We start from the raw sequence: 18,802 nt of genomic DNA on the forward strand, positions 1-18,802 counted from the left end.
GCTCGCGGGCGCGCTGGTCCCGTTCGACCCCGGCGGGCAGGAGTCGCTGACCGTCGCGGCGAACGCCCTGCGCCGCACCCGCCACCTGCGCGTCGTCGCGGAGTTCCACCCCGGCGTCGCCACCCCCGTCTACGCGGCCAAGCTCTCGGCCTCCCTGCAGCGCTTCGCCGCCGGCCGGCTGGGCTGGCGGCTCGCGGTGGACCTGGACCCGGCGGTGGCCAGGGCGCAGGGCGACTTCCTGACCGGCGCCGAGCGCTACGCCCGTGCCGACGAGTTCCTGACCGTCGCCAAGGGCGTCTGGCGCGGGCCCTTCGACTTCCGGGGCGACTTCTACGAGGTGGCCGCGGGTGGCTTCGCGCCGCCGCTGTCCGTGCCGCCCTTCCCCGAGGTTCACCTGTCGGGCACCTCGCCCGAGGCGCTGGCCCTGTCGCGGCGGCACGCGGACGTGCACGTCTTCTCCCCTGAGGACGACCTGGACGCCCTCGTCCCCGAGCTGCCCGGTCTGCGGTACGGCATGAGCCTGCCCTCGCCCGACCGCTCGGAGGACAGTCGCTTGGACGACAGGCGCTTCGAGCACAGCCGCTTCGAGCACAGCCGCTTCGAGCACAGCCGCTTCGAGCACAGCGTCGAGGACTACGCGCGGCGGGGCGTCAGCGAGTTCTTCGTCCACACCGAGGACGTCTACCGCCTCGGCGAGCACGTGAAGGAGCGGGCTCTTGCCGGTTGACATCTACTGGCGCATCCACATGGAAGGCGACCAGCCCTCGCTGCGCCGCCGGGTACGCAGCCGCGGCGGCTTCGCCCCCGGCGGCACGGCGCCGGGCGTCAGGGACGGCCGCGACGACGGCTACAGCCACGCCGACTACATGGCCGAGGTCGCCAGGGCGGCCGAGGAGTCGGGCTTCGTCGGCGGGCTCCTGCCGAACTTCCCGCACACCGACGACCCCTGGGCGGCCGCCGCGACGCTGGCCCGCGAGACCACGTCGTACCGCTTCATGGTCGCCTTCCAGCCCGGATTCCTGCATCCGGTCCAGGCCGCCAGGATGACGGCGACGCTGCAGCGGGCGACCGGCGGCCGGATCGTCTACAACGTGATCTCCGGCGGCGGCGGGCCCGCGCAGCTGTGGTGGGGCGACAAGGTCGACCACGACGACCGCTACGCCCGCACCTCGGAGTTCCTCGACGTGCTCAAGGGCGTCTGGGCGGGCGGCCACACCCATCACGGCCGCTTCTACCAGGTCGAGAACGCCGGGCTCCCCGAGGAGCTGGCCGGCCAGCCGTTCCCGGAGATCTTCTTCTCCGGCTCCTCCCCGGCCGCCATCGCCGCCGCCGGTCGGCACGCCGACTACTACCTGTCGTGGCTGGAGCCGTTCGAGGCGCTGAAGGAGAAGTTCGACGCCGTGCGCGCGCACAGCGACACGCCGCCCCGGTTCGCCGTGCGCGTGGACCTGCTCGCACGGGAGAGCGAGGAGGAGGCATGGGAGGAGATCAGGCAGGGCTGGCAGGCCCGCCCGAGCACGGCGCACAACGACCGGCAGGGCACCCCCGCCGCCGTGCACTCCGCCGGTGCCGGCGTGCCGCAGGATTCCGCCGGTTCGCGGCAGGACTCCGCCAGTGCCGGCCCGAACCCCGCCGGCGGGCGGCAGGACTCCTCCGATGCCGGCCCGAACCCCGCCGCCGTACGGCAGGACTCCACCGATGCCGGCCCCAACTCCGCTGCTGTGGTGCCGGGCTCCGCCGGGCGGCAGCAGGGCGATTCTGTCGGGGTGCGGCGTAGTCGCTCCTTCCTGGCCGACGTGGGTGACGACTACCGCCGGCTGGAGGTCGCGCCCAACGTGTGGGGCGGGTTCGGTGCGCTCCGCGACGGCCCGGCGTTCGGCCTGGTCGGGGACTACCGGCAGGTCGCCGAGCGACTCGACCAGCTCCTGGACCTCGGCGTGGACGCCTTCATCCTGGCCGGCATCCCCCATCTCGAAGAGGCCCGCCGCGTGGGCCGCCATGTGTTGCCACTCCTGAAAGGACGTAGGTCATGACCACCAGAGTCGGCTTCTTCCCGCAGAACAACACGCTGTGGGTGGCCCGCCACCGCGATCTGCTGCCCGGTGTGGAGTGGGTGGACCTCGACGCCCTGGGCCGGGGCGAACGCGTGGACCCCACCCGGGCGCTGCCCTCGGCGCACGGGGACCACCTGTTCGACGGCGGGTACGACTTCATCGGCACCGGCTCCACTCCCCCGGTCACCGCCCAGGCCAAGGGCCACGACATCGTGTACGTGGCGATCTCGGGGCCGCGCGTCGAGAACGGCCGCCTGGTCGTGCGGGACGACTCGCCGATCGGCTCGGTGGCGGAGCTGAAGGGCAAGCGGGTCGCGCTCGGCCACGGCTCGTGGCAGACCACGCTGCTGCTGCTCGCGCTGGAGCGGGCCGGGCTCGGCTGGGGCGACATCGTGCCCGTGGACGCCTACGGCAACGCCGCCGAACTGCTGGTGAACGGCGACGTGGACGCCTGGGTGGGCTCGTACCCGTACCTGACGCCGGTCGAGTCGCGCACCAGGACGCTCGTCGAGACGGACGGCCTGTTCAGTCACCGCTCGCTCTGGTTCACCCGCCGCGACTTCGCGCGGGAGCAGCCGGAGGAGCTGGCCCGGATCGTGACGGCGCTGCAGGAGGCCGACCGCTGGACCGAGGAGCGCCCGCGTGAGGCGGCGGCGCTGTTCGACGGCGACCTCGACGCGTGGGAGCACGCCCTGCGCACCCGTCCGTGGGGACTGCAGCCGGTGGGCGAGGAGTTCGTGGCCGAGCAGCAGCACGCCGCCGACCTGTTCCACGCCAACGGGCTGATCGAGCGGAAGATCAAGGTCGCGGACGCCGTGCTTCCCGAGATCGGCGAGCTGGTGCTGCGGACGGGCCGGTCGATCACCCCCTCGGCCTGAGCCCTCCGAGCCCGACCGTGAGCCGGCAGAACGCTCGGACCGGCGAGCGTGAGCCGTGTCCTGGACCGGTTGCCACCGGGATGGACCTGCTGCTACCGGGATGGACCTGCTGCTGCCGGGATGGGCCTGTTGCTGCCGGGATGAAGGTGCTGGCGCCGGGAGGTCAGGCGGCGTGAGGCTCCTCCTCCTCCAGGGCGGCCAGGAGGGGGAGGAGCCAGCCGGAGTGGGCGGGGCCCATGGCGGTGTCGAGCTCGGCCGGGGTGGGCAGGCGGCCCCGGAGCGTGTCCGGGGAGAGCAGGCTCTGCAGGGCGTGCATGAGCAGGTTGGCCATGGAGTAGCCGGGGTCGATGGTGAGGGCTCGCTCCAGGGCGATCGTGGCCAGGGTGCTGTCGCCCGAGCGCCAGCAGGCCATGGCGAGCAGTGACGCGGCGGGCGGCACGAAGCGGGGCTCCAGGCGGCGGGTGAGGTCCTTCCAGAGGCCGAGGTGGGTGCCGTCCATGAGGGTCCAGGCTTCGTCGCGCACGCGGACGACGGCGAGGTCGAGGCCGAGCCGGGCCGCCACGGCGTCGTCGAGGCGGTCCCCGGCGGCGTGCGTGGCCAGGGCCGCGCGGACCCTCTCCAGGCCGGCGGAGACGAACGCTCCCGCGAAGGCGTCCGCGTCGCCGGACACCGTGAGCCCGGCCCGCAGCTCCGCCACCGCGTCGGATGTCGCGCGCCGCATCGCCAGGCGGACGGGGCCCGTGAGCGGGGCGATGGTGCGTTCGAGGGATCGGCGGTCGGGGAGGGCCACCAGGCCGCGCACCGTCGCCTCGGCCGCGACGCGACTGGCGCGCGGGTCGTACGGCATGCCCTGGGGAGGGCAGCACTGCGGCAGGTCGCACACGTACGACCAGTAGCGCCCTTCATGGGCCCGCAGCGCCTCGTCGACCTCCACCCCCGCCCGGGCCGCCAGTGATCTCGCCTCGTCGATCGCCGGGGTGACCTGCTCCCCCGGCCCGTAGCCGACGACGATGATCCGCTCGACGTGCTCCCGCTCCCACAGGCGCGACAGCGGGGCCAGCGTGCCCGGCGGGAACGGGAGGTTCCAGCGGACCGCCACCTTCGCCCGGCCCTGGACGAGGCCGACCACGATGAGGCTGTGGTCGGGGTGGAAGCCCACGAGGTAGGGGACGGCGGCGAGGATGTCGGCGGGGCCGGTCAGGGTGAGGCAGGGCTCGGAGGTGTCGGTCGTCATGGGGACGAGGGTGCCGGGTGGTGAGGGGCGGCCGAACGGCCGAACGGTGTTCTGGGGATGAGCCGTAGGAGGCGGACCGAGGCTGTGGACAGCGGCCGGCGCGTGACCCCCTGGTCAGGCCCGCGTCACGTCGCCCCCCGCGAGCTCCGTCCGTACCAGCAGGGCGGCGCCCGCCACTGCCGCGGGCATGGCCACCACCGCCACGAACGGCACCAGGAACAGCACGAACACCGCCACCCCGAACCCCAGGGACAGCCCCTTACGCCCCCTCAACAGGGCGAAGCGCTGCTTGCGGGCGTATCCGCGGCGCTCCAGCGACAGCGTGGTCAGCTCCGCCGACAGGAAGAAGCCCGACACCGCCGCCCCCAGCACCGGCACCACCGTCTGCCCGACCACCGGGATGAAGCCCAGGAAGAACAGCGGCACGCTGAACACCAGCACCCAGCCCAGCGTCACCAGGCTGTCCCTGATGGACCGCGGCAGCGTGCGCCACCACGGCTGCTCCACCTCCCCGGGCACCTCGTCCACGGCCGCCGAGAGCTTCTCGTAGAACGGCTCGCCGATGGCGAGGGTCACCGCCGTGAAGGTGATCACCGCCAGGGCGAGGCCGCCCAGGAAGAGCATCACCTGCACCATCACCCGGAACGCGTCGCGCCACGACCACGTGTCGGCGAACGGCGTCAGCCACTCGGCCAGGCCGGCGGCGTTGGTGCCGAGGTAGACGAGCCCGGCCACGTAGACGGCGAAGGCGATGAACGCGGGGATCAGCCCGAACAGCCACCACCGGCCGTGCCGGGCGACCCATCCCACACCCTGGAAGAAGAAGCCCACGCCCGCCAGGAAGTCGCGCACTGATCGCATGCCCGGCAGGCTAGCGCCAGAACGACGTCACCGCGTAGCCGAGATCCTCGAACAGCCGCCGGACCAGCGGCAGGGAGATGCCCAGCACGTTGCCGTGGTCGCCCTCGATGCTGTCGACGAACCAGCCGCCCCGGCCCTCGATGCTGAACGCCCCGGCCAGGCCGAGCGGCTCTCCGGTGGCGACGTAGGCGGCGACCTCCTCGTCGGTGGGCTGCCCGAAGCGGATGACGGTGGTGCCCACTTCGGCGACCTCCCGGCCGGCGGCCACGTCGATCACGCAGTGGCCGGTGACCAGGCGTCCCGTCCGGCCGCGCAGGATGCGCCACCGCTCGGCGGCCTCCTCCGCGGAGGCGGGCTTGCCGTACGGCCTGCCGTCGAGCTCCAGGATCGAGTCGCAGCCGATGACCAGCCCCTCGTCCAGCCCGCCCGCCACGGCCGCGGCCTTGGCCTTGGCCAGCTCCAGGGCGAGCGCGGCGGGCGAGTAGGCGGAGTACGCCTCCTCGTCGACCCCGCTGACGATCACCTTGGGGTCTAGCCCGGCGCTGCGCAGAAGAGCCAGGCGGGCGGGAGAGGCTGAGGCCAGAACGATCACTGTTCCAGCTTACCGGTCACCAGTCGACCTGCGGCCGGGGCCTGGTGCGGGCCCGGGGCGGCGCCGGAGGGCCGTAGACGCTGTCGAGCAGTCCCGCGACGAAGGCGGCCAGGTGAGCGGGCAGCGCGGCCTGCTCGCGGCGCAGGACGACGGCGACGTCCCGGGCGTCCATGTCGTGCTCGGCGGCATGAGCGGCGAGCACGGACATCACCATGGGCGCGAGGAGCGGAAGGGTCTTCATGAGGACGGCCGGGTCGGCGCCCGCGAGACGGGCCAGCTCGACGGCGGCCTGTTCGGTGCCCTGCGCGCCGAGCACGTGGCCGAGGATGCTCTGGCCGTCGCGCGTGAGCGACGCTATGTCGCTGTTGAAGGGGTCGGCGTCGACATGGTCCTCCAGCGCGGCGCGCAGCGCCTCGGCCCCGTCGGGGTCGTAGGCGTTGCGGGCCATGCCGCCGACGATCGTGCCGGTCACTGCCTGGAGCACGGTGCGCGTCGTGGCCGTGCAGGTGCCGAGCATCCCGGCGAACTGCTCCAGGCCCGGGTCGCCTAGCCGGTCGAGGATCTCATCGGTCAGGGTCATGAGAGTCCCCCGTTCCTTCTGCGGAGGCGTTCCCCTGACCGGACCCGGCTACTGTCCCTTTTCTGCTAAGACTCGGAAAAACCAGCCCTGAACGGGCTAGCTCTCGATCGGCTGGCGCTCGCGGCCCACGCCCGCCGCCGCGTAGGCGTCGGCCTCGTCGAGCGTCTCGTGCTGCAGCAGCGCCGCGACGATGGCCTCCAGCTTGTCGCGGTTCTCCCGCAGCAGGTCGAGGGCCCGGATGTAGCACTCGTCCACGATGCGCCGCGCCTCCTCGTCCACCATCGCGAGCGTGGCGGGCGAGGCCTGGGGCTGCTGGCCGTCGGACGGCAGGATGGTCAGCGGGCCGACCTTCTCCGACATGCCCCAGCGGCCGACCATGCCGCGCGCGATCATGGTGACCTGCTCCAGGTCGTTCTCGGCGCCGGTGGTGACCACGCCGAAGATCACCTCCTCGGCGGCCATCCCGCCGAGCGCGCCGACGATGCGGCCGCGCAGGTACCGCTCGTCGTAGGCGTAGCGGTCGGTGTCGGGAGTGGACAGCGTGACGCCGAGCGCCCGCCCGCGCGGGATGATCGAGATCTTGCGCACGGGGTCGGCGCCGGGCTGGAGCATGCCCAGCAGGGCGTGGCCCGCCTCGTGGTAGGCGGTGCGGGTGCGCTCCTCCTCGGGCATCACGATGCTGCGCGCCGCGCCGAGCTGGAGCTTCTCCAGCGCGTCGGCGAAGTCGCCGCTGGTGACCTTCTCCTTGCCGCGCTTGGCGGCGAGCAGCGCCGCCTCGTTGACGAGGTTGGCCAGGTCGGCGCCGGTCATGCCCGGAGTGGTGCGGGCGATCTGATCCAGGACCACCGTGCCGTCGAGCGGGACGCTCCGCGTATGGACCTCCAGGATGGCGGTACGGCCGGCGGCGTCGGGCAGCCCCACCTGGACGGTCCGGTCGAAGCGGCCGGGCCGCAGCAGGGCGGCGTCGAGGATCTCGGGCCGGTTGGTGGCGCCGATGACGATCACGCCCTCGGCGCCGGAGAAGCCGTCCATCTCGGTGAGGATCTGGTTGAGCGTCTGCTCGCGCTCGTCGTGGCCGCCGATGCCGCCCGCGCCGCCGCGGGCCCGTCCGATGGCGTCGATCTCGTCGATGAACACGATCGACGGCGCGACCTTGCGCGCCTCCTCGAACAGGTCTCGCACACGCGAGGCGCCCACACCGACGATCATCTCGATGAACTCGGAGGCGCTGGCGGAGAAGAACGGCACCTTGGCCTCGCCGGCCACGGCCCGCGCCAGCAGGGTCTTGCCCGTGCCGGGAGGGCCGGCGAGCAGCACGCCCTTGGGCAGCTTGGCGCCGAGCCGGCGGTACTTGCCGGGGTCCTTGAGGTAGTCGACGATCTCGACGAGCTCGTTCTCGACCTCGTCGATGCCGGCGACGTCGTCGAACGTGACCCGCACCTGACCGGCCTCGACCGGCTTGGCGGCCTTCGACTTGCCGAGCCCGCCGAGTCCGCCGCCGCCCATCATGCTGGCCCCCCGGCGCATGATGAAGATCCACAGACCGGCCAGGAGCAGCACGGGCAGCAGCGACAGCAGGAGGTTGAGGAAGAAGCCGCGGCCGCCGTTGATGGGCTCGGCCTTGATCTCCACGCCGGACGACTGGAGCTGCTGCGAGAGCTGGTCGGTGTCGGCGAAGGCGGGGATCTCGGTGCGGAACTGGGTGTAGGTCTGGTTGTCGCTGTCGGGGTCCTTGGCGGGGGTCCTCAGGTCACCCTCGACGGACAGGCCGGTGGCGTAGATCTCCTTGACGTTCTTCGCGGTCACCTGCTGGGTGAACTGCGTGTAGGAGACGGTCTCGACCTGGCTGTTGTCGAAGAACGACGACACCAGGAAGAAGGCTGCGTACACCACCAGAAGGGTGACGGCGAACCGCCACCAGTTGATCTTGGGACGGCCCCCGGGCGTGCCCGGCAGGCCCTCGGCCCGCCATGGCGGCTTGGTCTTGCCCTTCTCGGGGGCCTGCGGCGTTCCAGAGCGTTCCACGGCGTCACTCCCCAAATCGCCGCATACATGATCCTTTTACCCTAGGACACGAACCCCGGAAATGGCCCGGGTCACATCTCCCCATCGCTTCCGCTGCGTGTCGGGCACTGTCACGAACGCCAGACCGGGCTTCCGCATTCCCCCGTCGAGCACGACCACGGCCGCACGGGAGCTGTGCCTGCCGTACTTCACCCGGTACATCAGCATCCAGCCGTTCCTGACCGGCTGGGAGGCGAGCCAGCTGATCGTGGCTCCCTCGGGGTGGTGGTTGAGCGTCCAGCGGGCGGCAAGCAGGGCGCTGTCGCGCGGCGCCTTCTGCGTCTCGATGGGCAGCGGGCAGGTCACGAACATGCCGCGCGCTCGCGTCCCTCGCGCCACGGGCAGCACCTGCCGGGTGGTGAACGGCGCCGCACCGTACGTCTTCCACGGCTTGCCGAGCCTCGGCACGGCCAGGCCGGAGCGCCGGTCCTCGGCCGGACGGCCGGCGGCGGCCTTGAGGGCGACCTTGAGGGCGACGCGGTGGGCCTTGGCGGGCAGCCGGGGTATGCGGGCGTCGGCGTACAGGGCCTCCATGGCGGTGTAGCCGGGGGCCAGGGATGTGCCGGGCGTGGGGATCGGCCGGCCGGTGGCCGCGAGCGGCGACGTGGTCAGGGTGGTCGTGGCGGGGCCGGTCGCCGAGACCCCGCTCGGACCGGGGTCCGGCTCGTCCGGGGCGGAGGCGGTGGCCTCGGGCGTGACCACGAGGGTGACCACGACCGGGGGGACCGACGCCGAGCACTCCTGCGCCGAACAGGTCCATGACGGGGTCGGCGTGGCCTGGGGCGGGGCGGCGCCGGACGAGGACGGCTGGGCCGGTGGCGCGGCGACCGGCCCCGCGGCGACCTCGTCCGGCCCCTGCGGGAGCACGAAGACCACCCCCGCGGCGACGGCCGCCGCCGCGGCGAGCACGGCCAGCCCCCGGTACACGTCCCGCATCCGCAGATCGCCGATGCGGGAGCGCCTGGGCGGAGAGGCAGGGGGTCCCGAGCGCGCAACAGTAGTCACATCGGAACGCTTGGTCCCGTCATCCCCTTCGAGCACGACGGGAGCGTACGACATATCCCGCCATTCCGCTGGAGAAGCGACCGAAGTGAAATCATGGCCCCGTGGAACAGGTGGAGCTCCGATTCGACCCGGCCTCGCGCGAGGCCCGTACGCACACGAACCTCTCGGCGCTCCTGCAGGACGAGACCGGCCTCTGGGTGGCCGGCGACGAGACCGCGACCGTCGAGCACCTGGTGTGGACGGGCGAGCGGTACGCGGGACAGCGCACGTTCTTCCTGGCCGACTACGTGCCCCTGCCCGCGGGGCGGCACGACGAGGCCGACATCGAGGGCCTGGCCCGCGCCGACGGCCATCTGTGGGCCGTCGGCTCGCACAGCCTGAAGCGGCGGCGGGTCAAGTCCAAGGACCCGGCCAAGGCGGCCCGCCGGCTGGCCACGGTGGTCAGGGAGGAGAACCGGTTCGTCCTGGCCAAACTGCCGCTGGACCCGCTCGCCAACGCCCCGCTGCCCGGCTCGGTCCTGTCGGGCGCCGACAACCTCGCGGCGCGACTGGCGGACGACCCGCACCTGGCGCCGTTCCTGGCGCTGCCCGGCAAGGACAACGGGCTGGACATCGAGGGCGTCGCGGTCGTGGGCGAGCGGGTGTACCTGGGCCTGCGCGGGCCGGTGCTGCGCGGCTGGGCGGTGGTGCTGGAGATCCGGCCGGTGGAGGCGGGCGACCAGCGGTTGCGGCTGGACGGGCCGGTCCGCAAGCACTTCCTCGACCTCGGCGGCCTCGGGGTGCGCGACCTGGCCGTGGACGACGGCGACCTGCTGCTGCTCACCGGGCCGAGCATGAGCCTCGACGGGCCGGTGCGGGTGGTGCGCTGGCGGGTGCGGCACGCGGGCGACGTGGTGCCGGCGGACGAGCTGGAGACGGTCGCCGACCTGCCGTACGGGGTGGGCTGCGACCATCCGGAGGGCCTCGCGGTCCTCAGGGACGGGCGGCTCATGGTGGTCTACGACAGCCCGTCCCCCGCGCGGATCACGCCGGCCGGCGGGGTGCTGGCCGACGTCCACACCGTCCCCCGCTGAAGCCACACGCGGACCACCACCGGCTACGGCTGGGACACGCGCCCGTACAGCCACGGCGCCTCCGCCACGAACGTGCACGACCCGGGCTCGATCTCGGTGAACCCGGCGTCGCGGACCACGGGCAGCCCGGCGGCGACCAGGGCGGCGAAGTCGTCGCGGGCCGCCGTGCGGGCGCTCACCGTGAGGCCCCGCGCCCGCCAGGCGTCGCGCTCGGCGGGGCTGCTGGCCCACCAGGCGAGCTGGGCGGCGTGCCCGGCCTGGGCCATGGCCTTGCCCGCCGACATGGACAGCCCGGGGTTGGCCCACAGGACCGGCGGCTCGACCGGCCGGAGTTCGCGGGTGTCGGTCAGCTCGGTGCCGGACACCTGGAGCCGCGCGAGGTCGCGCGGCCACGCGTCGAGCGGCACGGGAGGGTGGACGCGCACCTCGGCCGTGCGGTGCCCGACGGTACGGCCGGGCAGCGCCTCGGCCCTGCGCCACTCGGCGCCCCTGGCCCTGCGCACCACCTTGCGGATCTTGCCGGTGGACTGCCAGGCGTGCAGCTCGTCCGCCCACTCCCCCGGGTCGTCGAGCAGGCTCAGCACGGCCATCGCGGCCGCCTCCAGCGCGTCGGTGCGCTCGGGGGGCGCGGCCCGCTCGATCCTGACGACGAGGGGCAGGACCATCAGATCGGAGACGTTCGGATCGGAGTCGTTCGGATCGGAGTCGTTCATCGCCCCCTAGCATGCCGGATGGCCAGAGACATGCCGGTGGCGGCCAGGCACAGCAGTCCGGAGCCGTACCACGCGAGGTCGTAGGCGCCGAGGTGGTCCCGGGTCAGGCCGGCGGCGACGGCCGCGATGGCCGCGCCCACCTGGTGCGCGCCGAACACCCAGCCGAACACGATCGCGCCGTCGGCCCCGTAGACCTGCCGGCACAGCGCCACGGTCGGCGGCACGGTCGCCACCCAGTCGAGGCCGTAGAACACGATGAAGATCAGCATGCTCGGCTCGGTGGTCGCCGCGAACAGGCTCGGCAGCACCATCAGCGACAGCCCGCGCAGCCCGTAGTAGACGCCGAGCAGCACCCGGGGGTTCATCCGGTCGCTGAGCCACCCGGAGGCGATCGTGCCGGCGACGTCGAAGATCCCGATGACGGCGAGCAGGCCGGCCGCGGTGGGCTCGGCCATGCCATGGTCGTGCGCGGCGGGGATGAAGTGGGTGCCGACCAGGCCGTTCGTGCTGGCACCGCAGATCGCGAAGCCGCCCGCGAGCAGCCAGAACGGCCGGGTCCGCGCCGCCGACCGCAGCACCGACAGCGCCCGGAGCGCCGCGTTGCCCGCGGCCGGCCGGACGAGCGGAGCGCCGGGCTCGGCGCCCAGGGCGGTGGTGCCCACGTCCTCGGGCCGGTCGCGCAGCAGCCACCACACGAACGGCACCACCGCCAGGGCGGAGCCGGCCACGGTCAGCGAGGCCACCCGCCAGCCGGGCCCCTGCGCCAGGTGCGCCAGCACGGGCAGGAACACCAGCTGCCCGGTGGCGCCCGCGGCCGTGAGCACGCCGGTGACCAGGCCGCGGTGCCGGACGAACCAGCGGTCGGTGACGGTCGCGACGAAGACCAGCGCCATCGACCCGGTGCCCAGGCCGACGAGGACGCCCCACAGCAGCAGGAGCTGCCAGCTCGCCGTCATCAGGACGGTCAGGCCGCTGCCGGCGGCGACGAGCAGCATGGCCGCGGCCACGACGCGGCGCATGCCGAAGCGGTCCATGAGGGCGGCGGCGAAGGGCGCGGTCAGGCCGTAGAGCACCAGGTTGATCGACACGGCGAGCGAGATCGTGCCCTTGGTCCAGCCGAACTCCTGCTGGAGGGGGGTGATCAGCACGCCGGGGGTGGCGCGGAAACCGGCGGCGCCGAGAATCGCCACGAACGCGACGGCCGCGACGAACCACGCGCGGTGGAGCCCGCGCGTGCCGGCAGGGGTGGTGCTCAAGGTCATGGGCCCCATCCTGGAGGGACCGGCGCCATGGCCGCGAGTGGCCGGAAAGCCATCATGTGAAAGAATCGGGCCATGGCACACCGGGTGGCGGTCCTCGTTCTCAACCACTTCGCGCCGCTCGACCTCGGGGTCCCGGGGCAGGTGTTCTGGGCCGCGGAGACGGCGGCCGGCGAGAAGCTGTACGAGGTGGTGACCTGCTCGCCCGGCCGCCGGGCCGTACGGTGCAGCGCCGGCTACAGCGTCGTGCCCGACCACGACCTCGACGTGCTCGACACCGCAGACACGGTCGTGGTGCCGGGCATCCACGCCGGCCGGGTCATGAAGGACGGGACCATCACGGCCGAGCTGCGTGACGCGCTGCGCGGCCGGTCCCGCGTCATGTCCATCTGCACGGGCGCGTTCGTGCTGGCCGCGGCCGGGCTGCTGGACGGCCGGCCGGCGACCACCCACTGGCGGGAGGCGGCCCGGTTCGCGGCGCTGTTCCCCCGCGTGCGGCTGGACCCGTCCGTCCTGTACGTGGACGACGGCGACGTGCTGACCTCGGCCGGGGTGGCCGCCGGGATCGACCTGTGCCTGCACGTCGTGCGGCGCGACCACGGCAGCGAGGTGGCCAACCGCGCGGCCCGCCGCTGCGTCACCCCGCCGTGGCGGGAGGGCGGCCAGGCGCAGTACGTCGACCGGCCGCTGCCCGACGCCACGGGCAACGGCACCGCCGCCACCCGCTCCTGGATGCTCGCGAGCCTCGACGCCGATCTGCCCCTGGAGGCGCTGGCGGAGCACGCGCGGATGAGCGTGCGGACCTTCACCCGGCGCTTCCGCGAGGAGACGGGCATGAGCCCGGCCCGGTGGCTGGCCCGGCAGCGGGTCGAGCACGCCCGCAGGCTGCTGGAGACCACCGACCTGCCGGTGGAGGAGGTGGCGCGGCGTTCCGGGTTCGGCACGTCGGTGTCGCTGCGCCAGCACCTGCACGCCGCCGTCGGGGTCGCGCCCCTGGCCTACCGCCACACCTTCCGGCCCGCCTGAAAGGCGCCCGGACCCTTCGCGGCCCGAGCGCCGAAAATGAGCGGCGTGCCGCCAACCTGGAGGGATAGCCTCATCCGCGTGATCTCCCTCCGGATCGGCACGTACCGATCATCCCGGACCCGTCAGGCCACCGCCGAGCGCGACAGGCGGAGGATGATCGTTGCGGGCTGAGACGCGGCAGGCGACCGGTTCCCTGTGGCGGGACCGCGACTTCCTGATCTTCTGGTGCGCGCAGACGCTGTCGGTGGCCGGCGACTCCTTCGCGCTCATCGCCGTGCCCCTGCTCGTCCTGAACGTCACCGGGTCCGTCACGCAGATGGGCGTGCTCACCGGCGTGTCGGGCGCGGCGTCCGTGGCGGCCGGGGTGTTCGCGGGCGTGCTGGCCGACCGGTTCGACCGCCGCCGGCTGCTCGTCATCTGCGACGTCGTCCGGCTCGTCCTGTACGCGACGATCCCGGTGGTCTGGGCGTTCGGCGAGCACGTGTGGCTCCTGTACGCCCTGCTGCCGCCGGCCGCGGGCGTGGGCATGGTCTTCCAGGTCACGTACGTGGCCTCGGTCCGCAGTCTGGCCGGCGAACAGCGCGTCACCGAGGCCAACGGCATGCTGTACGCCACGGCCGCCGCGGCGGGCATCCTCGGGCCCACCCTCGCGGGGGTGGTGGCCGGCCATCTGGGCGCGACCGCCGCGATCGCCATCAACGCCGCCAGCTTCGGCCTGTCCGCGCTCGGCGTCCTGCTGACCGGCGCCTCCCGCTACGCCGTGGAGCCGGCCGAGACCGCCGGGCCTGCCGGGACCGCCGGTACCGAGGAGGCCGGGACCGCGCCCGAGCGGCGGCCGTGGCGGGAGCTGCTGGCCGGGGCGGAGTTCCTCGTCCGGCAGCCGGTGCTGCGCACCCTGACCGTCCTGCTGTCGTTCTTCATCTTCATGACCCTCGGGCTGACGGACATCGTGATCTTCCGGCTCAAGCACGATCTCGGCCAGGCCGACTCGGTGGTGGGCCTCGTCCTCGGCGTGGGGGCGGCCGGCACGATGGTCGGCTCGATGCTGGTGGCACGGGTGCGGCGCTCGCTCGGGTTCGGGCCGACCTGGATCGGGGCCCAGGTCGTGTCCGGGCTGGCCATCCTGGGACTCGGCCTCGCGGGCTCCGTGTGGGGCGTGGCCGCGATCATGGCGCTCTACCTCGCCTGTGTCAGCCTGGCGGGCATCTGCTCCATGTCGCTGCGGCAGCAGGTGACGCCCCCGCACCTGCTGGGCCGCGTCACGTCGGCGTTCTGGACGATCCACTTCTCGCTCGGCCCGGTGGGCGCGGCCGTTCTCGGCTGGGGCGCCGGGACGTACGGCGCGACGACGGTGTTCGTCTTCGCGGGCGCGTCCTGCCTGGTGCTGGCACTGACCGCGCTGTTCACCCCCGTGCGGCAGCGCCATCCCGAGCGCGCCTGACCCGGGTCAGCCCCGCCCCGCGGCCCGGAACAACAGCTTCACGAGATCCTCGACCGGGCCGGGGTCCGCCGCGCGCCGCGAGGTGACCACCCCCAGGTGGCGGACCGGCCCCGGCGGCCGGATCGGCACGACGGCGACACCGTCGGCGGAGCGGTCCAGCGCGACCTCGGGGATCAGCGACACGCTCACGCCCGCGGCCACCAGCGCCTGGGCGAAGAAGTAGTCGCTGGTGCTCCCGGCGAACACCGGCTCGAACCCGGCCCCGGCGGCGTACCGGCGCAGGAACGCCTCCGTCTTCGTGCAGCCGAGCACCCACCGCTCGCCGGCCAGGTCGGCCAGGTCGACGGTCTCGCGGCCGGCCAGCCGGTGCCCCACCGGGAGGACCACCGACAGCGGGTCGTCCATCAGCGGCGTCCACTCCAGCGCCGGCCGGTCGCCGTGGACGAGCGGCAGCGGGCCGTCGAAGTGGTAGGCGAGGGCGAGGTCGGCCACCCCTTCGCGCACGAGCGGCAGGCTGTCCTCCGGCTCGCGCTCCAGCACGTTCACCTCGACGTCGGGGTGGGCGGCCACGAACGCGGTGAGCGCCCCCGGCAGCAGGCGCCGGCCGCCGCTGCTGAAGGTGGCGACCGTCAGCCGGGGACGGCCGGCCGCGATCCGGTCGATGCGCTCCTGCGCGCTGCGCAGCTCGGCGAAGACCACCTCGGCCGCCTCGACGAGCAGGCGGCCCGACTCGGTGAGGACCACGCCGCGCGTGCTGCGCTCGACGACCGGCGCGCCGATCGAGCGTTCGAGGCCGGCGATCTGCTGCGACACCGCCGAGGGCGTGAACATCAGCGCGGCGGCGGCCCTGCTGAAGCTGCCGTGCCGGGCCACCTCGCGCAGGACCCGGAGCCGCTGCACGTCGATCAACAGTTCTCCTAACGGCCTGGTAAGCGGATCGGCACTTCTGCTCACCGCCGCGTCCCGGCAGGCTCTGTGCCGTGAAGAGCGTATGCGTCATCGGCGGCAGCCGTTACTTCGGACTGCGCCTCCTCGAACGGCTCCGCGACGCGGGCGCCGCCGTCACGGTGGTCAACCGCGGCTCGGCCCCACCGCCTCCGGGCGTCGCGCACGTCGTCGCCGACCGCGACGACGAGCAGGCGCTGAGCGCCGCCCTCGGGGCGCGGACGTTCGACGTGGTGGTGGACCAGGTCTGCTACACGCCGCCGCAGGCGGCGGTCGCGCGGCGGGTCTTCGGAGGACGCACGCCGCGGTACGTCATGACCTCCACCATGGAGGTGTACGACCCGGCCACGTCCGGACTGGTCACCCCCGCCCCACCGGGCGTCCTCGTGCCGGAGAGCGCGCTGGACCCGTCCTCGTGGCCGGCGGACGGTGCTCCGGCGGCGCCTCGCGGCTCCCGGCTGCCCGCCGAGGCCGTCCGGTACGCCGAGGACAAGCGGCGGGCCGAGGCGGTGCTGGCCCGGGAGAGCCCGTTCGCGTTCCTCGCGGTGCGCGCCGCCCACGTGCTCGGCCTACGGGCGCACGACTTCACCGGCCGGCTCCGGCACTACGCCGAGCGGATCCTCGCCGGCCGGCCCGTCGCGGTCCACCGCCACCCGTTCCGCACCTCCTTCACCAACGACGAGGAGATGGCCGGGCTGCTGGCCTGGGCGGCGTCCACGGACCACACCGGAGCGCTCAACGCCTGCTCCCACGGGCCGCTCGGCGTGACCGAGCTGTGCGACGCCGTCGCGGCCCGGACCGGCCGGACGCCGGTGTACCGCGTGGTGAGCCCCGGCGAGGAGGCGTCGCCGTTCTCCTTCGACCGCCACTACGCCATGGACAACGGGCTGGCCTCCCGGCACGGCTTCGCGTTCACGACCACCGCCGACTGGCTTCCCGAGGCCGTCGCCACGACCCTCCACGAGCTGAAGGCGGCCTGACATGAGCACGAGTCCTCCACCCGCCGCAGCGACGCGGAGCCGCCGCCTCGGCCACACGGACGTCGGCGCGATCGGCCTCGGCGCCATGCCCCTGTCCATCGAGGGCCGCCCCGGCGAGGCGCGGGCCGTGGCGACCGTCCACGCCGCCCTCGACGCGGGCGTCACGCTCATCGACACGGCCGACTCGTACCACTGGCACGCGGGCGAGACCGGCCACAACGAGGAGCTGATCGCCCGCGCCCTCGCCTCCTACGGCGGCGACCGCGACCGCGTGCTCGTCGCCACGAAAGGCGGGCGCGGCCGGCCCGGGGACGGCTCCTGGACCGTGACCGGCACGCCGGAGCAGCTGAGACGGGCCTGCGAGGGATCGCTGCGGCGGCTCGGCGTGCAAACCCTCGACCTCTACCAGCTCCACAAGCCCGACCCGGACGTCCCGTGGGCCGACTCCGTCGGCGCGCTGCGCGACCTCCTCGACGAGGGCAAGATCCGCATGGCGGGGCTGTCGAACGTGGACACCGCCCAGATCCTGGAGGCCCGCGACATCCTCGGTGACGGCCTGGTCTCCGTCCAGAACCGCTATTCCCCGGCGGTCCGCGACGGCGAGCCCGAGCTGGAGCTGTGCGAACGTCTCGGGCTCGCGTTCCTGCCGTGGAGCCCGCTCGGCGGCCTGTCGCGCAGCTCCCTGGACGGCCCCTCCCGGGAGCAGCGGCCCGCGCCGCGGTTCGCCGCGTTCCACGAGATCGCGGCCGAGCGCGGGGTCAGCCCGCAGCGCGTCGCCCTCGCGTGGCTCCTGGCCCGCTCCCCGGTGATCATCCCCATCCCGGGCGCCAGCCGCCCGGAGACGATCCGCGACTCGGCCGCCGCCGCGGCCCTCACCCTGACCCCCGCCGAGCTCTCCCGACTCACCATCGCCCGATGATCCCGGGTGGTCACTGTGTCAGGAAGGCCTGGTGGTCGGTCAGGGCGAGCATGCGGACGAAGGAGATGAGTCTCAGCAGGCCGCGGGCCGGCGGGCGCAGCCACGGGCGGCTGTCCGGTGCGTGTGCGAGCGCCCACAGGCGCGGAACTCGGTTCACGCCACCAGCCTGACCCCGCCCCCTACCATCGGTCCAACACACTCTTTCGCTACCAGCCATCGCTATCGTAGATGGGTGGAGATCCGCCAGGTCCGTCATTTCGTCGCCGTCACCACGCACGGCAGCTTCACCGCCGCCGCGCGGGCCGAGGTGATCGTCCAGTCCGCGCTCAGCGCCTCCATCCGCAAGCTGGAGCGCGAGCTGGGCGCAGAGCTGTTCGAACGGACCGGGCGCCGCCCCGTGCTCACCCCGGCGGGCGCGGCCTTCCTGCCGGCCGCGCGGGCGCTGCTGGCCGAGGAGGCGTCGGCGCGCGAGGCGGTCTCGGCGGTGACCGGCCTGACCTCCGGGCGGGTGGCCATCGGCACCATCCAGACGCTCACCAGCGTCGACCTGCCCGCCGAGCTGGCCGCCTTCCACCGCGTCTGGCCCGGCATCCAGATCTCCGTCATCGACGCCACCACCGCGGGCCTGCTGGACGCCCTCCTGGCCCGCGAGATCGACCTGGCCTACCTCGCCCTGGACGACTCCGCCCTGCCCGGCGGGCTGACCGGATTCGCCTCCTGGCAGGAGGAGCTGGTGCTCATGACCTCGCCCGAGCACCGGCTGGCGGGCGCCGGACGCACCCTGCTCTCGGACCTGGTCGCCGAGCCGTTCGTGGACTTCCGCGCCGGCACCGGGCTGGAGACCAGCGTGCACCGCCTGGCCGCCGGATGCGGCCTGCACCGCCGCATCACCTGCGAGGTCACCCAGATACGGCTGCTGGCTGACCTGGTACGGGCCGGCATCGGCGTGGCCATCGTCCCGCGGCAGGTGGCCGAGTGGGCCGGCCTGCCGAGCGTGCGCATCCGCCAGCCCGACCCGCCGAGGACCGTGGTGCTGGCAGGCCGCTCCCCCGCCCCCGCCAACCCGGCCGCGGGCGCGCTCCTGGCGCATCTGACCTCGGGCTCCGGCCCGGCCCGGACGAGGTCCCCCCTTCAGCGGTTGACAGCGTCGCGCACCAACGGAGATCGTTCCTGACAAA

At 73.7% G+C, this 18,802-nt stretch carries 19 protein-coding genes; 9 read left to right on the plus strand and 10 right to left on the minus strand.

The genetic code is table 11. The features are described 5' to 3' along the window. From ABZS51_RS13130 to ABZS51_RS13140, 3 genes are all read left to right on the plus strand, one after another. On the plus strand, window positions 1–727 hold a 727-nt coding region (locus tag ABZS51_RS13130), incomplete at its 5' end, for an LLM class flavin-dependent oxidoreductase (protein WP_355439507.1). Continuing rightward, on the plus strand, window positions 717–2,033 hold the full coding sequence (locus tag ABZS51_RS13135; RefSeq protein WP_355439510.1) for an LLM class flavin-dependent oxidoreductase: 1,317 nt from the start codon (window positions 717–719) through the stop codon (window positions 2,031–2,033). The genes ABZS51_RS13130 and ABZS51_RS13135, both read left to right, overlap by 11 nt. After that, window positions 2,030–2,932 (plus strand): ABC transporter substrate-binding protein, encoded by a 903-nt coding sequence (locus ABZS51_RS13140; RefSeq protein ID WP_355439514.1) that lies wholly within the window; start codon window positions 2,030–2,032, stop codon window positions 2,930–2,932. Before ABZS51_RS13135 ends, ABZS51_RS13140 begins: the two co-directional genes overlap by 4 nt. Window positions 2,933–3,095: 163 nt before the next feature. Here ABZS51_RS13140 and ABZS51_RS13145 read toward each other — a convergent pair whose 3' ends face one another. The 6 genes from ABZS51_RS13145 to ABZS51_RS13170 all read right to left on the minus strand — a co-directional run bounded on the left by ABZS51_RS13145 (window position 3,096) and on the right by ABZS51_RS13170 (window position 9,199). Then, entirely contained in the window at window positions 3,096–4,166 is a 1,071-nt protein-coding gene (locus tag ABZS51_RS13145) for a DUF4192 domain-containing protein (RefSeq protein ID WP_355439517.1), read from the minus strand. Window positions 4,167–4,280: 114 nt separating this feature from the next. After that, window positions 4,281–5,027 (minus strand): EI24 domain-containing protein, encoded by a 747-nt coding sequence (locus ABZS51_RS13150; protein WP_355439520.1) that lies wholly within the window; start codon window positions 5,025–5,027, stop codon window positions 4,281–4,283. Between the two features lie 10 nt (window positions 5,028–5,037). Then, window positions 5,038–5,619 (minus strand): nucleoside triphosphate pyrophosphatase, encoded by a 582-nt coding sequence (locus ABZS51_RS13155; protein ID WP_355439523.1) that lies wholly within the window; start codon window positions 5,617–5,619, stop codon window positions 5,038–5,040. A 16-nt stretch (window positions 5,620–5,635) separates the two neighbouring features. Next, complete coding sequence (locus ABZS51_RS13160) at window positions 5,636–6,199, minus strand: DUF937 domain-containing protein (RefSeq protein ID WP_355439525.1); 564 nt, start codon at window positions 6,197–6,199, stop codon at window positions 5,636–5,638. Window positions 6,200–6,295: 96 nt separating this feature from the next. Continuing rightward, window positions 6,296–8,224 carry an ATP-dependent zinc metalloprotease FtsH gene (ftsH, locus tag ABZS51_RS13165; RefSeq protein WP_310711651.1) on the minus strand — a complete coding sequence of 643 codons (1,929 nt, stop codon included), beginning with the start codon at window positions 8,222–8,224 and terminating at the stop codon, window positions 6,296–6,298. Window positions 8,225–8,260: 36 nt separating this feature from the next. Beyond that, window positions 8,261–9,199 carry a hypothetical protein gene (locus ABZS51_RS13170; RefSeq protein WP_355439528.1) on the minus strand — a complete coding sequence of 313 codons (939 nt, stop codon included), beginning with the start codon at window positions 9,197–9,199 and terminating at the stop codon, window positions 8,261–8,263. 170 nt (window positions 9,200–9,369) lie between these two features. Between ABZS51_RS13170 and ABZS51_RS13175 the strand changes: the two genes are divergently transcribed. Next, a complete protein-coding gene (locus tag ABZS51_RS13175; RefSeq protein WP_355439531.1) occupies window positions 9,370–10,341 on the plus strand; it encodes a DUF3616 domain-containing protein in 972 nt (323 codons plus the stop codon). Window positions 10,342–10,364: 23 nt separating this feature from the next. Here ABZS51_RS13175 and ABZS51_RS13180 read toward each other — a convergent pair whose 3' ends face one another. Both ABZS51_RS13180 and ABZS51_RS13185 read right to left on the minus strand, forming a co-directional pair. Then, window positions 10,365–11,054 (minus strand): aminoacyl-tRNA hydrolase, encoded by a 690-nt coding sequence (locus tag ABZS51_RS13180; RefSeq protein ID WP_355439534.1) that lies wholly within the window; start codon window positions 11,052–11,054, stop codon window positions 10,365–10,367. Beyond that, complete coding sequence (locus ABZS51_RS13185) at window positions 11,051–12,316, minus strand: MFS transporter (RefSeq protein ID WP_310711655.1); 1,266 nt, start codon at window positions 12,314–12,316, stop codon at window positions 11,051–11,053. Before ABZS51_RS13185 ends, ABZS51_RS13180 begins: the two co-directional genes overlap by 4 nt. A gap of 72 nt (window positions 12,317–12,388) precedes the next feature. On the opposite strand from ABZS51_RS13185, the gene ABZS51_RS13190 reads away from it, so the two are divergent. Together ABZS51_RS13190 and ABZS51_RS13195 are read left to right on the plus strand one after the other, a co-directional pair. Next, window positions 12,389–13,339: a helix-turn-helix domain-containing protein gene (locus ABZS51_RS13190; protein ID WP_355439537.1), complete on the plus strand. Its 951-nt coding sequence runs from the start codon at window positions 12,389–12,391 to the stop codon at window positions 13,337–13,339. A 160-nt stretch (window positions 13,340–13,499) separates the two neighbouring features. Further along, on the plus strand, window positions 13,500–14,780 hold the full coding sequence (locus tag ABZS51_RS13195; protein WP_355439540.1) for an MFS transporter: 1,281 nt from the start codon (window positions 13,500–13,502) through the stop codon (window positions 14,778–14,780). Between the two features lie 6 nt (window positions 14,781–14,786). On the opposite strand, the gene ABZS51_RS13200 is transcribed toward ABZS51_RS13195, so the two are convergent. Beyond that, complete coding sequence (locus tag ABZS51_RS13200) at window positions 14,787–15,680, minus strand: LysR family transcriptional regulator (protein ID WP_355439732.1); 894 nt, start codon at window positions 15,678–15,680, stop codon at window positions 14,787–14,789. Between the two features lie 80 nt (window positions 15,681–15,760). On the opposite strand from ABZS51_RS13200, the gene ABZS51_RS13205 reads away from it, so the two are divergent. Then, the gene (locus tag ABZS51_RS13205) at window positions 15,761–16,705 is read left to right on the plus strand and encodes a reductase (RefSeq protein WP_355439543.1); all 945 of its coding nucleotides are present in this window, start codon (window positions 15,761–15,763) and stop codon (window positions 16,703–16,705) included. 1 nt (window position 16,706) lies between these two features. Next, the gene (locus ABZS51_RS13210; RefSeq protein ID WP_355439546.1) at window positions 16,707–17,624 is read left to right on the plus strand and encodes an aldo/keto reductase; all 918 of its coding nucleotides are present in this window, start codon (window positions 16,707–16,709) and stop codon (window positions 17,622–17,624) included. Between the two features lie 10 nt (window positions 17,625–17,634). Here ABZS51_RS13210 and ABZS51_RS13215 read toward each other — a convergent pair whose 3' ends face one another. Beyond that, a complete protein-coding gene (locus ABZS51_RS13215) occupies window positions 17,635–17,781 on the minus strand; it encodes a hypothetical protein (protein ID WP_355439549.1) in 147 nt (48 codons plus the stop codon). Window positions 17,782–17,856: 75 nt separating this feature from the next. Here ABZS51_RS13215 and ABZS51_RS13220 point away from each other — a divergent pair, with 75 nt between their 5' ends. Then, window positions 17,857–18,798: a LysR family transcriptional regulator gene (locus ABZS51_RS13220; protein ID WP_355439552.1), complete on the plus strand. Its 942-nt coding sequence runs from the start codon at window positions 17,857–17,859 to the stop codon at window positions 18,796–18,798. Window positions 18,799–18,802 lie beyond the last annotated feature (4 nt).

This window comes from Nonomuraea sp. NPDC005501 (assembly GCF_040605905.1).
In the GTDB taxonomy this organism is placed as follows: Bacteria; Actinomycetota; Actinomycetes; order Streptosporangiales; family Streptosporangiaceae; genus Nonomuraea.

Coding starts and splice junctions, on each gene's coding strand:
- ABZS51_RS13140 (WP_355439514.1), top strand. CDS start 2,030: ATGACCACCAGAGTCGGCTTCTTCCCGCAGAACAACACGCTGTGGGTG.
- ABZS51_RS13145 (WP_355439517.1), bottom strand. CDS start 4,166: ATGACGACCGACACCTCCGAGCCCTGCCTCACCCTGACCGGCCCCGCC.
- ABZS51_RS13150 (WP_355439520.1), bottom strand. CDS start 5,027: ATGCGATCAGTGCGCGACTTCCTGGCGGGCGTGGGCTTCTTCTTCCAG.
- ABZS51_RS13160 (WP_355439525.1), bottom strand. CDS start 6,199: ATGACCCTGACCGATGAGATCCTCGACCGGCTAGGCGACCCGGGCCTG.
- ABZS51_RS13170 (WP_355439528.1), bottom strand. CDS start 9,199: ATGCGGGACGTGTACCGGGGGCTGGCCGTGCTCGCCGCGGCGGCGGCC.
- ABZS51_RS13180 (WP_355439534.1), bottom strand. CDS start 11,054: ATGAACGACTCCGATCCGAACGACTCCGATCCGAACGTCTCCGATCTG.
- ABZS51_RS13185 (WP_310711655.1), bottom strand. CDS start 12,316: ATGACCTTGAGCACCACCCCTGCCGGCACGCGCGGGCTCCACCGCGCG.
- ABZS51_RS13190 (WP_355439537.1), top strand. CDS start 12,389: ATGGCACACCGGGTGGCGGTCCTCGTTCTCAACCACTTCGCGCCGCTC.
- ABZS51_RS13210 (WP_355439546.1), top strand. CDS start 16,707: ATGAGCACGAGTCCTCCACCCGCCGCAGCGACGCGGAGCCGCCGCCTC.